At 40.5% G+C, this 13,354-nt stretch carries 13 protein-coding genes; 7 read left to right on the plus strand and 6 right to left on the minus strand.

All coding sequences use genetic code 11. The annotated features are described in order from the left end of the window. Window positions 1-193 precede the first annotated feature (193 nt). Window positions 194-1,684 (plus strand): MFS transporter, encoded by a 1,491-nt coding sequence (locus tag ACTB1O_RS11325; protein ID WP_462995244.1) that lies wholly within the window; start codon window positions 194-196, stop codon window positions 1,682-1,684. A 67-nt stretch (window positions 1,685-1,751) separates the two neighbouring features. Here the strand turns inward: ACTB1O_RS11325 and ACTB1O_RS11330 are convergent, their stop codons facing one another. Beyond that, window positions 1,752-2,054 carry a hypothetical protein gene (locus tag ACTB1O_RS11330; RefSeq protein WP_462995245.1) on the minus strand — a complete coding sequence of 101 codons (303 nt, stop codon included), beginning with the start codon at window positions 2,052-2,054 and terminating at the stop codon, window positions 1,752-1,754. A 457-nt stretch (window positions 2,055-2,511) separates the two neighbouring features. Between ACTB1O_RS11330 and ACTB1O_RS11335 the strand changes: the two genes are divergently transcribed. After that, window positions 2,512-3,156: a hypothetical protein gene (locus ACTB1O_RS11335; protein ID WP_462995246.1), complete on the plus strand. Its 645-nt coding sequence runs from the start codon at window positions 2,512-2,514 to the stop codon at window positions 3,154-3,156. A 34-nt stretch (window positions 3,157-3,190) separates the two neighbouring features. On the opposite strand, the gene ACTB1O_RS11340 is transcribed toward ACTB1O_RS11335, so the two are convergent. The 4 genes from ACTB1O_RS11340 to argF all read right to left on the minus strand — a co-directional run bounded on the left by ACTB1O_RS11340 (window position 3,191) and on the right by argF (window position 7,784). Further along, entirely contained in the window at window positions 3,191-4,417 is a 1,227-nt protein-coding gene (locus tag ACTB1O_RS11340; protein WP_462995247.1) for an aldo/keto reductase, read from the minus strand. Window positions 4,418-4,522: 105 nt separating this feature from the next. Next, complete coding sequence (locus tag ACTB1O_RS11345; protein ID WP_462995248.1) at window positions 4,523-5,791, minus strand: arginine deiminase; 1,269 nt, start codon at window positions 5,789-5,791, stop codon at window positions 4,523-4,525. A 1-nt stretch (window position 5,792) separates the two neighbouring features. Beyond that, the gene (gene arcC / locus ACTB1O_RS11350; protein WP_462995249.1) at window positions 5,793-6,713 is read right to left on the minus strand and encodes a carbamate kinase; all 921 of its coding nucleotides are present in this window, start codon (window positions 6,711-6,713) and stop codon (window positions 5,793-5,795) included. Window positions 6,714-6,731: 18 nt separating this feature from the next. Beyond that, the gene (argF, locus tag ACTB1O_RS11355; protein ID WP_462995250.1) at window positions 6,732-7,784 is read right to left on the minus strand and encodes an ornithine carbamoyltransferase; all 1,053 of its coding nucleotides are present in this window, start codon (window positions 7,782-7,784) and stop codon (window positions 6,732-6,734) included. Between the two features lie 236 nt (window positions 7,785-8,020). On the opposite strand from argF, the gene ACTB1O_RS11360 reads away from it, so the two are divergent. From ACTB1O_RS11360 to ACTB1O_RS11375, 4 genes are all read left to right on the plus strand, one after another. Beyond that, a complete protein-coding gene (locus tag ACTB1O_RS11360; RefSeq protein ID WP_462995251.1) occupies window positions 8,021-8,605 on the plus strand; it encodes a DUF2179 domain-containing protein in 585 nt (194 codons plus the stop codon). 18 nt (window positions 8,606-8,623) lie between these two features. Continuing rightward, window positions 8,624-8,866 carry an eS24 family ribosomal protein gene (locus ACTB1O_RS11365; protein ID WP_462995257.1) on the plus strand — a complete coding sequence of 81 codons (243 nt, stop codon included), beginning with the start codon at window positions 8,624-8,626 and terminating at the stop codon, window positions 8,864-8,866. Window positions 8,867-8,911: 45 nt separating this feature from the next. Further along, window positions 8,912-9,730 carry a 4Fe-4S binding protein gene (locus ACTB1O_RS11370; protein ID WP_462995252.1) on the plus strand — a complete coding sequence of 273 codons (819 nt, stop codon included), beginning with the start codon at window positions 8,912-8,914 and terminating at the stop codon, window positions 9,728-9,730. A 258-nt stretch (window positions 9,731-9,988) separates the two neighbouring features. Then, window positions 9,989-10,225: a hypothetical protein gene (locus ACTB1O_RS11375; RefSeq protein WP_462995253.1), complete on the plus strand. Its 237-nt coding sequence runs from the start codon at window positions 9,989-9,991 to the stop codon at window positions 10,223-10,225. Window positions 10,226-10,391: 166 nt separating this feature from the next. Here the strand turns inward: ACTB1O_RS11375 and dacB are convergent, their stop codons facing one another. Then, complete coding sequence (gene dacB / locus ACTB1O_RS11380; protein ID WP_462995254.1) at window positions 10,392-12,008, minus strand: D-alanyl-D-alanine carboxypeptidase/D-alanyl-D-alanine endopeptidase; 1,617 nt, start codon at window positions 12,006-12,008, stop codon at window positions 10,392-10,394. Between the two features lie 185 nt (window positions 12,009-12,193). On the opposite strand from dacB, the gene ACTB1O_RS11385 reads away from it, so the two are divergent. Then, window positions 12,194-12,715, plus strand: coding sequence for a hypothetical protein (locus ACTB1O_RS11385; protein WP_462995255.1), 522 nt, complete (start codon window positions 12,194-12,196; stop codon window positions 12,713-12,715). Window positions 12,716-13,354 lie beyond the last annotated feature (639 nt).

Here is a 13,354-nt window from a genome sequence, read left to right on the forward strand (position 1 = left end):
GAAAGTTATGTTCGCCGTTTATCAGACGATGAATATGAAAGAATTGTTCAGATGTTTCGATACCGAAAGGTAAGATTCTGATATAATTTTGTTTTATCCTGTTTTTTTAATCATTTGAGAGGTTCTTTAAGTGTTTTTTATTATGTCGCATTAATATAAAAGATTTTAACTATCGGAAATTCCAGTAAATATCATGCAGATTTCAAAGGATAATACCAAAAAAAGTAGTTTCTTTCTTTTGGTTTTATCAATTTCCCTTGCAACGTTTATGTCGTCTCTGGACGGCACGATAGTAAATATAGCACTTCCGACGATATCGGAATCATTCGGTGTTTCCACAAGTTCGGTAAGCTGGGTTGCAACATCCTACCTTCTTGTAATGGCCGGATGTCTTCTGATATTTGGGAAAATCTCCGATGCAATCGGGTTTAAGAGAGTTTTCATCTCCGGTTTTATTGTTTTTACCATAGGTTCTTTTGCCTGCGGTTTTGTCCCGGATTTTTTAAATTCATTCTATTCGCTTGTGGGCTTTAGGGCCTTTCAGGGAGTAGGCGGTGCGATGATAACTGCAATCGGGCCTGCGATGATTGCCGCACTTATACCGATGGAGCAGAAAGGAAAGGCGATGGGAATAATCATGACATTTGCAGCTCTTGGTATGGCTTTGGGGCCGACAGTCGGTGGTATTCTTACACAGTATCTCTCATGGCACTGGATATTTTTCATAAATGTGCCTGTGGGAATCTTTGCCGTTGTCCTTGGAAGCAGGGTTATTCCGCATATGGAATCAAAAGGAGATCTCAGCGGCTTTGATAAATACGGCGCAGCTCTGATATTCGGTGGTCTTGCAGCCCTTCTGTTTGGTGTATCGGAGGGTCAGGTGCTTGGCTGGACAAATCCTCTGATAATTGTTTCGTTTGTAGCCGCAGTCCTTCTTCTTGGAGGATTTTTGTGGTATGAAACCAGACATAAAGATCCCCTTCTTGAGCTGCGACTCTTTAAGAGCAGAAACTTTTTGCTTACAAATCTGGTTGTGACTCTGTCGTTTTTCAGTTTTGCAGGAATAAGCTACCTTCTTCCGTTCTATCTGGAGTATGTCCTGGGATATGATACCTCAACCGCAGGTCTTATCCTGACAACGCTTTCGTTTTCGATGATGATAGCAGGTTTAATCGCCGGAATTTTGTTTAACCGGACCGGTGGGAGATTGCTGTGTATGGCAGCCGCATTTGTGATAGCTGTGGGCTATTATCTGATGAGCAATCTGCATTCAGACACAACTCTTGGCTACGTAATTTTATGCCTTATTTTAATCGGATTGGGAGTAGGTCTCATGGTTACGCCGGCATTTAACATGATTATGAATTCTGTCTCCAAAAAGCACCAGGGGATGGTCTCAAGTTTAACCAGCCTTGAGAGGTTTGCACCTATGACGATAGGGATTGCAATCTATAATCTGGTATTTATTCAGGGGGTAATCTATATTGCGAAGCATAGCGGAATTACGCAGAGTGCCCCTGCATCCATTAAAACCGGAATATTATCGGCAGGTTTTGATCTCGCATTCTTTGTTGCAATGATCTTTGGCATAATAATTCTCATCATTACAATATTTGCGAGAGAGGAGATTCATCCTGATTATCTTGAAAAGAGTGATGATGAAGTGATTGCAACCGGTCTGTAAAAATATCAAAAAAATCAATTCTTATTCTTTTTTTTGTGTTTTTTTAATATTACAGCTATTTAAAATTTCAGTCTGTTGAGAATTCCCCGACCGCATGAATAATTGTCATATCGTCATGAATTGTCAGCAGTGCATTATAACCGTTTAATTTGAGGGAATATATGGCGACATCCTCATTCTGATTCATGCCTGTCACTATAATTTTGTTCTGATTCTTCTCAAAGGCTGCGGGGAGAATAAATTTTTCAGGTTCTGTTTTTATTTTATAATGGAAATTTTTAAACTCTTTAAAAAACTCATTTTTTACTTCTTCCGGCAGGTTTGACAGGTTCTTTTTTGCATATGTTGTTACAAGCACCCGCTGATTCATTTTTCCTCCCTCCGGTTTTTGATAAAGTTAAATGAATTAACTATGCTCTTCTCTGACTGGTTATGATTAATAATTAACTGTGAAAATGAAGTTATTTCCCGTTAGTGTGAAGACCTGAGTGTCTCATCATTGTAGTGATAAAAGTTAATCTGTGTTTTATCCCTCATTCTTTTGATTCATCTGTTTTTTCAGGCTTCTGCTTATCCCGGATATGAAGAAAAAAGCAGGAATATTCTTGGTTATCTCTTATATCCTGCGATATTTGTGCTCTTTTTTAGAATCTGTGTTGGTCGGCCAAAAAAACTCCATAAACCGTATATGGGTTTATGGTGGCGATGTGACGTTTTTCAGCTTTTCCCTGTGTAACCTGTGAATAACCTTTGTAATCTTTGGCATAACGAAAATCTGAGGCATTTGGGATAAATTTAACCCGAAAGAGTTCACAATAGATGTTAAGATGAGAATACTCTCCTTTCTTTCAATAATTGCTGCCATGCCATCATTTTTCGGAATGGTTCACGAGAGGCTTTATGGTCCTTCGCAGGAGCCATTAGATGATGACTCGGTTTTTGCTCTTCTCTCAAAGACTGAAATTTCATTTGACAGATTTTTAAAGAATCTTACACTGCTTATGGGTACATCCGTTCTCGGAATGATATCAGACCCTCCTGATGCCGAAGAGAAGGCCGAGAAGGTTTTTGATGAGTTTAAAGAAAGTTATCATGTTTTCATATTGGATTTTAAAAATTTGATTGACTGCCTCTCCTCACATAAGTCGGCAATTCAGAATTCCTTCGGGAGTGACTGGCTCAGGGTTGAAACCCTCAAAGCAGCATTTGAAAAACCGGATGTTGACTGGGATTACATATCGGAAAAGAGGGCGCTTATCTGTGACAGTCCGATTCTAAAAAATGAAAGGCGTTTTAATTCAAGGCTTTTTGAGAAGATGAGGGGTTTTGTTACAAAAGAGCTTGGTGCTGATGACTTTGAGCCTTTATCCCTGGTTCCTGAGTTTCTTGAAAATTCCACCTATATAAATCCGGCTGCAAATTATCTGATTAACCTGATGTCATATTCGGATGAATCCGAAAGACCTGAATAATTTTTTTATTTTATTTTTTGATGTTCCCGGGGTATCAGGAGCGTTTTTTTCCTTTTCTGGCTGAAATTTTTCCCTGGAGTGATGCAAGAGTCTTAAATATGGCAAGTTTTATGCCGAATGTCATTCCCTCAAATTCATTTGATACGTCCTTTAGGAGATTAGGAATATCGAGGTTTTGCGGACAGGATTTTTTGCATTTTCCACAGTCTCTGCACATTCCCGCATTGCTTTTATTTCCGAGAATACCTCCGAGGCGGGTGATGTAGTGGAATTTATCTATCGGTTTTTTGCCAAACATGTGGTATGTGTTGTATAGCGAGAAGCATTCGGGAATATCGACCCCGTAAGGGCATGGCATGCAGTAGCGGCACCCTGTGCATCCGATTTTCATAGTTTTTGCATAGACGTCCCTAACCCTTTCAACCAGTTCAAGCTCTTTTTCTGTAAGGGAGTCTGGCAATGCCTCGCCGGCAGTTTTTATATTCTCATCAATGTGGGCGATTTCATTCATCCCTGATAAAACGACTGTAACCTGTGGTTTGTTTAGTATCCAGCGAAAGGACCATTCTGCAGGAGTCCTTTTTATTTCAGCCTCATCCCATATGGCTGAAATATCTTCAGGTATATCTCCCGCAAGATTTCCTCCCCGCAGCGGCTCCATTATGATTACTGCAAGGTCTCTTTCTCCGGCGTAGAGGAGTCCTTCTGTTCCTGCCTGGTTTTTTTCATCAAGGAAGTTGTACTGTATCTGGCAGAAATCCCAGGGATATTCGTCCACTATTTTCTTAAAATCGTCGATATCCCCATGAAACGAAAATCCTGCGTTTATTATCCTGCCACTATTTTTTGCGTCATCTAAAAATTCAGCCACGCCAAGACTTTTCATCTTCTCCCATGATTCGCCTGCAAGACTGTGAATAAGATAATAGTCTATATGGTCAGTCTGAAGTTTTTCAAGTTGTGAAGAGAGAATTTTGTCCATATCCTCCCTTTTTTTAACAGACCACGGGGGGAGTTTGGTAGCAATTTTTACCTTTTCCCGGTACCCTTCTGAGAGTGCACGTCCGAGCAGGGGTTCACTTGCACCAAGGTGGTAGGGAACAGCGGTATCAAAGTAATTTATGCCGTTATCAATTGCGTGTCTGATCTGTTTTGTGGCCTCCTCCTCTTCTATGCGTCCGTTCTTCTGGGGGAGACGCATGCACCCGAAACCGAGTGCGGAGAGCTCATCGCCGTTTTTTGGGACTTTTCTGTATTGCATTTTAGGATACCTTCTCCGGATTTACTACTCCGTCTGTGTATTTTTATTTTATATACTTATTCTCAATTTAAACGGTTTAAAATAATTTTAAAAATTAAGACAATTTCATATTTTGTCTCTTAAAAGGGGGCATGTCATACAGTGGGTACCGCCCCTTCCCCGTCCTAGTTCGGCGCCTTTAATCTCGATAACGTCGATTCCGGCATCTCTCATGTTTTTGTTTGTGCAGGTGTTTCTCTCATATGCAACAACGACACCGGGGCGAAGGGCAAGAACATTGTTCCCGTCATCCCACTGTTCTCTTTGTGCTTCAGATTTGTCCCCGCCTGTCGGGATGAGATTTAGCCTCCCTATTTCGAGTGCATCCGAAACGGCTTCATAAAGACTGTTCTCTTTTTCAATATCAAATATGTCTTCTTTTTCCGAAGGTCTTATACTAAAAGTGTCAGCATCTGAAAGGACTTCTTTGCATACGGTTGCGGTATCCCCATTTAACATTGTAAACACAGTGTCAAGATGCATATGGGCTCTTTCAGGAGTAATACGGCATACAATTATCCTTTCAGCCGATTTTTTTTCAAACAGCGTCTTTGCAACAGATTCTATCATATTTGCCTTTGTTCTCTCGCTCATTCCGATAAGTACAGTCTCTTTTCCAATCGGCATCACATCACCGCCTTCAAGCGATGACAGTCCGAAATTTTCAGGATTTTGGCCTTCCCTGCATGTATCGCCTGATGTGGGATACCAGTACTCAAAATCAGCACCGGAAAATAAGGGGTGATGGCGATAAATAGCGGCGGTGTTTACTGATTCGCGTCTTCTGACAGGCCAGAACATCGGGTTTATTGTAACACCTTTGTATATCCAGCAGGATGTGTCGCGGGTGTAGAGGCTGTTTGGAAGAGGAGGAATTAAAAAATCATCTTTGGAGGATGAAGCGGCTAAAAGTGAGTGTTTTATGTGTTTATTTATATCAAAACCGCAGGCTTCCGGGATTGTAAGGCCCCCTGTAAGATGGACTGAAAGTCTCTCAGGCTCCATATTGTGCAGATATTCATACAGCCCGTCTGCAATTGAAACGCCTGCGGTTTTATCATTTATAAGTTCATTTAATATCTCTGTCCTGGCACCGGTTTTTGATGAAATGGCTTCTTTTAGGAGATTCTGGAGATAATATACAGTTACGCCGTTTTCTCTTAAGACTTTTGTAAAGTTATCATGCTCGCATGAAGCCTCATCTACCCAGAGAACATCGTCAAAAAGAAGTTCGTCATGGTTTTTTGGTGTCAGTCTTCTCAGACTCAGGCAGGGTCTGTGGACAAGAACTTTTCTTAATTTTCCTGCTTCTGAATAAACTCCGAATTTCTCCATTTTAGTCACTTCCGGGGGTAATATTTGTTCCTGCAGTGCCGTTTACGATATTTCCAATATCCTCAAGTGATCCGATTGCACAACGATTACCGGTAATCTCTACAAATCTGCATGCAGCCTCTACCTTGGGACCCATTGACCCTGCCGGAAAAATATGATTTTTCAGCTCTTTTGGAGTTGTATTTTTGATTTTGACTGCATTATCCTCTCCGAATTTCAGGTAAACGCCATCTATATCTGTAGCCATTATGAAGAGATCAGCGCCGGTTTCAAGAGCCAGAAGCCCTGCTGCGAGGTCTTTGTCGATTACGGCCTCAACACCTTTTAAGGTTTTTTCTGATTCATCTTCAAATACAGTCGGGATTCCTCCTCCTCCGGCACATATCACAACAGTTCCTTTTTCTGCAAGCCATTTTATCGGCTTTATCTCAAATATGCGGAGGGGTTTTGGTGACGGGACTACTCTTCTCATAAATTCCCCGTCTTTTTTGAAAGTCCAGCCTTTTTCCGTTTTAATTCTCTTGGAGTCTTCTTCTGAGTATACAGGCCCTATAAATTTTTCAGGGTTTTTGAAGGCGGGGTCATCGGATGCTACCTCGACCATTGTGAGAATTGTTGCAATCGGAGTCTGTGGAGGCAGAAGGTTTCCAAGCTCCTGTTCTATCATATATCCTATCATGCCCTCACTTTCAGCGCCGAGCACGTCAAGAGGATATGCCTCTTTTTCATTGTAGCAGGCTGACTGAAGGGCCAGAAGGCCAACCTGCGGTCCGTTTCCGTGAGATAATATCAGTTCATGTTTTTCTGCAAGAGGGGCAAGGGCGGCTGCTGCGGTTCTTATATTCTTTCTTTGATTTTCAACAGAAAGAGGCTCTTTTCGCTTTAAAAGAGCGTTTCCTCCGAGAGCCACAACAATCTTCATAAATTATTCCTGTTTTTCTCACCTGCACGGATCAAAGTCTGCAAGTGTTGCGACCATTAATGCCTTTATTGTGTGCATCCTGTTCTCTGCCTGATCAAACACAATGGAGTATTCCGACTCAAAAACCTCGTCTGTTACTTCCAGTGCCTCCAGACCGTATCTCTCAAAAATCTGCTTTCCGACTCCTGTTTCAGTATTGTGAAAAGCCGGAAGACAGTGCATAAATTTCACATCCGGGTTTTCTGCGGCCTTTATCGTATTCATGTTCACCTGATACGGAAGAAGAAGTTTTATTCTTTCGTCCCAGACTTCATCCGCTTCTCCCATCGAGACCCAGACATCGGTGTAGATAAAATCCGCTCCGGCAACTCCGGTTTTAACATCGTCTGTTATCGTCAGTTTTGCGCCGGAATCTTCTGCAATTGTCCTGCAAACATCCACAAAATCCGCCTTTGGCATAAGACTCTCAGGTCCGCAGATTCTTATGTCCATTCCGAGTTTGACTGCCCCTATCATAAGCGAGTTTCCAACGTTGTTTTTACAGTCGCCAATATAGCAGAATCTGATATCTTCGGGTTTCTTTTTGGAGTGCTCCGTCATTGTCAGGATGTCGGCAAGAAACTGTGTCGGATGAAATTCATCTGTTAGTCCGTTGTATACCGGAACTCCGGCATATTTTGCCAAAGTTTCAACATTTTCCTGTGAAAATCCCCTGAATTCTATCGCATCATAAAGTCTTCCCAAAACCCGCCCGGTGTCCTTAATTGATTCTTTATGCCCGATTTGTGTCCCTTCCGGTCCGAGATTGGTAACATGTGCTCCCTGGTCGTATGCTGCAACCTCAAATGCACAACGTGTTCTTGTCGAAGGCTTTTCAAAGATTAATGCTATCTCTTTTCCTTCGAGATATTTTATTTCATTACGGTTGTATTTGGCTGATTTAAGCTCTTTTGCAAGCTTTAATACATATAATATCTGGTCTTTTGAAAAATCAAGGAGTTTTGTGAAATTATGGTTTTTGACAACATCTGCTATGTTTCTGCATTTTTCACTTTCTCTATTTACTTTCATTGTGTCCTTCCTCCCCCCACTTTTGCAGAATTGTATCTTCTATTGACCACTTTGATTCTCTATTTACAATAAGCTTATTACTCTTTGAATTGCTCCCCCAAACTGTGATCTGGTTCTATTGTGTGGTCTGATTTAGCAAATAAAACGTATTTGAATGCATTTTTGAAATATCTGTACTGATCAAAATCATTTTCAGCAATGGTGACTGAGGATTAGAAACCAAAATTTATTGAGAGATGCCAATGATTGATCCTGTTTTGATAAATTATCTTTTTATCCCGTTACTGATCTTTTTTGCAAGGGTTGCAGACGTCACTTTCGGAACGATGAGGATTATCTTCATATCGAGAGGCCTTAAGTATCTGGCACCTGTTGTCGGCTTTTTTGAGATAAGCATATGGCTGATTGCAATAAGTCAGGTCTTAAAGGACGGGAGTCTTGGAATTGCATTTTTTGCATATGCACTCGGTTTTGCCTTCGGAAATTATGTGGGAATATTGATTGAGGAGAGGATGGCCATGGGTATTTCGGTCATCAGAATAATAACCCAGTATGACGCGACAACTCTGATCAGTCAGTTGAAGGAGGACGGATTTCGGACTACGGCAGTAGATGCCCTTGGCCAGTATGGCAGTGTCAGCCTGATATTTACGGTTGTGAAAAGAAAGGATATACCCCGTGCGTTAAAGCATGTAAAAAGTAACAATCCAAACGCTTTCTATACGATAGAGGATGTAAGAAGTGCCGGAGGGCCTATGTTTACATCCGGCGGCATGATCTCAAAGAAGGGTTTTAGGTTTTTTTCTAAGAAGGGCAAGTGAGGAGGTTTTAATCTGGATATAGTATTTGAGAGATATGAGGAGAATTCTGATGTGCCGAGAAAGGAGATTGATTTCATTCTCAACTTCAAAGGCGCAATTCCGTCAAAGGAGAGTATAAAGGATGAGATTTCGCTATGCTACGGGAGCAGCAATGACCTTATTGCACTTGATAAATTAAGGACTGTGAAGGGCAAAATGATGGCAAACGGGAAGGCAAGAATTTATCCTGATTTAACAACGATGAAGAAATATGAGAGATAATCCCGTTATCTGATTTAAAAAATCATATGGTGGAAAAATTTATCTTTGTTATCGCCAATCTGCTCTTTTAATGAAGGTGTTATTCTGGTTGTAAAATATATTCCTCAGGTTTCAGGATTTCTGTATGGGTTTTTTGCATTAATTCTTATTATTGCTCTCTGGAAAACCGGCAGGATGACCCGAAAAATCGGATATCTGTTTTTGATACTATCGGCAATATTTGGATTTACTGTTTTTGGTCCGGTAGCGCCATATCAGTTTCAGACTCTGATTCTCAGAAATATGTCATCCTTTGGAGGGCCGGCTGTTGTTGTAATAATCGGTCTTTCATTCTTTGTTCTGATAAGCTTTCTTTTTGGCCGTGTTTTCTGCGGAAATATCTGTCCTGTGGGGGTTTTACAGGAGATGATATCACTGGCTCCTGTTAAAAAAGCAGGCAAATCTGCGAAAAAATATTCTGTTCCTTTCAGGGGGGGGGTATTTTTGGTATTTTTGATATCCGGCCTGTTTTTCTCTCTAAATCTTCTTGGTCTTCTGGGAGTCAGGGACTTTTTTTACCTGAATGTTGCTTCGATATCGTTTTTCATATTCCTTGCATTTCTTATTGCATCGTTATTTGTGTACAGGCCTTTCTGCAGGTTCATATGTCCATACGGCGTGATTTTATCGCTTGCATCAGCTCCGGGAGTCTATAAATTCAGAAGAACGGACAAATGTATTGAATGTGGGAAATGTGAGAAAGTCTGTCCTGTTGATGAGGCTAAAGCTGGTGATAACAAGTCGGAGTGCTACATGTGCGGACGATGTATGGAGGTATGCCCTGTGGACGGTGCATTGGTGTATTCAAAAAAACAGAGTAAATAACTGACAGATGTTTAAAAAAACTAAGATTTTCTTTTATTTTAGGATATGACTTTTCTCCCTTTTTGTAACAGAGGAAATGCGGACACTTCTAAGAGGGATTTTTTTGCGATCATTTGCTCTATAAACCAACATACGGTTTATGACCATTGTGTTTTCAACAGTGTATTATGTTGAATATCTGCTTAAACTGTCCATTTCGTCCTGCATAAGGTATATATCGGATAAGTTTCTCCTAGATTACATAAAGGGGGCTGTCATATGAAAGAGAGCAGAGAAACCAGAAGTCAGGGGATAATATTTAGAAGGCAGAAAATAGCCGGACAGGTATCTAAGGCGCAGTTGAACTGGAATGCCATTGAAAGAGAGCATCTTGAAGATTTCGGGCACCTTCTGGCAGAAGAGGAGGAACATATCTGGCATCGGATGCAGAATAGCAGAAGGAAGAGAAAAAAGATTCAGAAACAGGTGAAGGAACCGATATACAGGATTCCATAAATATCCGGAACTAATGGCGTTTTTGTGTTTACAGGAATTATTCCTCTTTTTAATTTATTCGTTCTCCACACATTATTATAATTCGGGCGGAGATTTTTATTTCATAAAAAAACGGCTGAAACATTTTTAAAAAAGAATTTTTGTCTGGTTTTTAATGAATGTTTTTTCAGAGGTACTGATACATCAGGACTGATATGTCAGTTACGTCATTTACAATGCCTGATAAATCGTTTATTGATTTAATTCCCGGTACATTGTTCACATAGATTACGAATGTTATATCGTTTCCATTCTCTGTTGTCATATACCCGAGGAGTCCACGGGCATAAGCGAAAATTTCGCCTTTCATATCGCCTGCAACCGATGTTCCTGTCTTTGCATGAATTACGCCGTATCCGGGATCACCTTTCTCTGCACCGGATGCAAGTGTGCCGTCAACTCCCAGAATTGGCATTGAATCCTTTAAAATCTGATAATTGTCTGTACCTGCGATGTATTTTGTAAGTGATGTTGCGGCAAGCGGACTTATTCTGTTTGCAGTGCTTCCCTCTCCGTCTGCAAGGAAGAGACTGTCAAGGTTAACACCTGCGGATTTCAAAAAGTCTCCTTCGAGATAGAGGCCTGCATCAATGATATCGTATCCTTCGTGTGCAGCGATTATTCCCAGCATGCAGTTTGCATAGAGATTCTGGCTTACCTTCAGCGTTACTTTTGCATATTCCGAGAAAGGCGGGGATATCAGTTCTGCGGTCTTTTTGTAGTCGCTGTATGAATCTTTTGCAGGAAGAATGTCTTCAGGATTTTTGCCACCGGAATCTGATTTGACTGTGACTCCTGCATTTTTTAGTGCGTCGATGAAAAGACTTCTTGCAAATTCTTCCGGAACCATTACAAGTGATGTAAGGGTTACAGGTTTTGAGTCTGCGGGAATTGTGCCTGTTATCCCGATTACTGACTGCCCTGTATAATCGGGTACCACAACTGACATTTCCGTTCCGGCTTTTCCTGTTATGATATTGTTTTTGACCGTGTATGCGGATGATTTCGGCCGCCAGTCAACTTTTGGTGCAGCGCCCACAATTCCCGGGGTGATTGTTACATCAATCAGATTATCGTTGATTACAATCGGGGTCAGCAGAGCGTGATCTTCAAGCTTTGTCTTTTCAAAGAGACGTGCATCGATAGCGACATCCGAAACTGTTGTGATTCCTGCGTCATGCACCTGCTCTGCAAGAGAGTTAAGGCCGGATAAAGGGTCTGCATCGACAAGTATGCATTTTCCGAATGCTCCGGCATCGACATGATCTTCGGATGTGTATTCAAGTACTCCGGTATCAGCACCACGGCCTCCCATTGCGAGATCGCCGGATGCGACAAGAACCAGATTATTATCCTTATAATAGACAGGAGTCTTAAATCTGTAGTCCTTTCCTAAAGTTTCAAGTGCTGATGCGGTTGTGAAAACTTTAGTGGTCGAGCCGGGAGTAAAGAGTTCGTCTTCATTCATGGAGAGCAGAACTTTGCCTGAATTTGTATCAACCGCCATCATTCCCCATGACGAGAATTCATAATCATCCTTTGAGATTATCTGGTCAATTTCAAATTTGAACTCCTCTGATTGCCGAATGTTGGTATCTGTCGGGGTGTTCTGAGTGTCCTTTTGATCTGTGCATCCTGCCAGTGCAACGGCTGTAAGAAGAATCAGCACAAGTCCCATTGTCAGGATTATTTTTGTCTGGTTTTTGGGTTTATTTTCAGTCGGATTTTTGCGATGAAGTGCCATTGGGTTTATTTACGGGTGCTGGGGTATTTGTTTTTTTGTTTTTTATAGAATAAAATCAGAGAGATTGAACTTTAGAGGAATTTCTGTTATTTCTAGAGAATCAGGGTTATTATTTCAAAGTTATATTCAGACCTAAAGTATATCTCTCTGCACGTATATATGGGTCATTTAATTGGGGGAGAAAAGTGGCTACTGATTTATTATTATTCATGATTATGATTATTTTTCTTATAATTGTAATTGTATTGCCTTTTATGGTGAATACGGTTGTACTTTGCAGATTAAGAAGTAATTTAATTAAAACATTTGGTGATATTGAAGAAAAGTATCCTGAAGAGCTGAAAAAAGTTTATGATGACAGAAATTTGCAGGATAACGAATTAAATAGCCCTTATTTGGAGTTACAAAGGTTAAAGCTTGAGATATCTCAGGAATTAACAAAAGAACTTCCTCAAAGAAAAGGTCTGACCAGATTTACTGTAATGTCATCAGTGATTTTTGTTATTGGGACTACAATTATTTACTTTATAATCTCAGGTGAATCTGAAGAATTATTAAAAAGTACTCTTACTATTCTGACAGGTGCCTTTACTACAATCATTGGATTTTACTTTGGGGGCCGGGCTGAAGAAATTAAGAATGAAGATGTTGAGAAAATTGCAAATAAGATGTCTGAAGAAAGGAGTGCCAAGAAAGAAGCATCTTAATTTTTTTTAAATATTAAGAGCACTGATGGCGTATTTCTTCAAAATAATTAATTGGTATTATGATATTAATAATTAAAATAAAGCGGCCTTAGGGATGCTCGTCCATCCCTAAGGGTGCTTGTCATATTGTTAGGTATATTGCAGATTTTTTTGCCAGATTCTTGCAATGAAGTGCCATTGGGTTTATTTACGGGTGGGGAGCTATAAAAAGCGGCCTTAGGGATGCTTGTCCATCCCTAAGGGTGCCTATCTTATTGTCAGGTACTAATCAGTCCATTTTTTAAAATTATTCATATTGCATTTGATGAGCTCGTTAAAAATCCCATATCAGTACCTGACAGAAAGACAGGCTGCTTCAGGGATGGGCAAGCATCCCTGAAACAGCTTTTAATTTCCTTTCCCTGATGAGAAATATGCCTGAGAGCCTGAGTTTAAAAAAATATAAGAACCGGCGTTTCTGTCTGCTGTTTTTTTAATTATTTTATAATTTTTTGGCAAATTTTTGATGATTTTTTCCAATTTTTTTAGAAAAATTCGGGTAAATATATCTGCTTAAACGGTTATTTGTGACGATTTCTGAAATCGGCGAATCCGGTTCGTCCCAGATAATAGATATCGATGCAACAATATTTGCATCAG

It is taken from the genome of Methanomicrobium sp., from assembly GCF_055145805.1.

Excerpts from the sequence above, each read along its gene's own strand:
- ACTB1O_RS11325 (WP_462995244.1), top strand. The coding sequence starts at position 194 with ATGCAGATTTCAAAGGATAATACCAAAAAAAGTAGTTTCTTTCTTTTG.
- ACTB1O_RS11330 (WP_462995245.1), bottom strand. The coding sequence starts at position 2,054 with ATGAATCAGCGGGTGCTTGTAACAACATATGCAAAAAAGAACCTGTCA.
- ACTB1O_RS11335 (WP_462995246.1), top strand. The coding sequence starts at position 2,512 with ATGAGAATACTCTCCTTTCTTTCAATAATTGCTGCCATGCCATCATTT.
- ACTB1O_RS11340 (WP_462995247.1), bottom strand. The coding sequence starts at position 4,417 with ATGCAATACAGAAAAGTCCCAAAAAACGGCGATGAGCTCTCCGCACTC.
- ACTB1O_RS11345 (WP_462995248.1), bottom strand. The coding sequence starts at position 5,791 with ATGGAGAAATTCGGAGTTTATTCAGAAGCAGGAAAATTAAGAAAAGTT.
- arcC (WP_462995249.1), bottom strand. The coding sequence starts at position 6,713 with ATGAAGATTGTTGTGGCTCTCGGAGGAAACGCTCTTTTAAAGCGAAAA.
- argF (WP_462995250.1), bottom strand. The coding sequence starts at position 7,784 with ATGAAAGTAAATAGAGAAAGTGAAAAATGCAGAAACATAGCAGATGTT.
- ACTB1O_RS11360 (WP_462995251.1), top strand. The coding sequence starts at position 8,021 with ATGCCAATGATTGATCCTGTTTTGATAAATTATCTTTTTATCCCGTTA.
- ACTB1O_RS11375 (WP_462995253.1), top strand. The coding sequence starts at position 9,989 with ATGAAAGAGAGCAGAGAAACCAGAAGTCAGGGGATAATATTTAGAAGG.
- dacB (WP_462995254.1), bottom strand. The coding sequence starts at position 12,008 with ATGGCACTTCATCGCAAAAATCCGACTGAAAATAAACCCAAAAACCAG.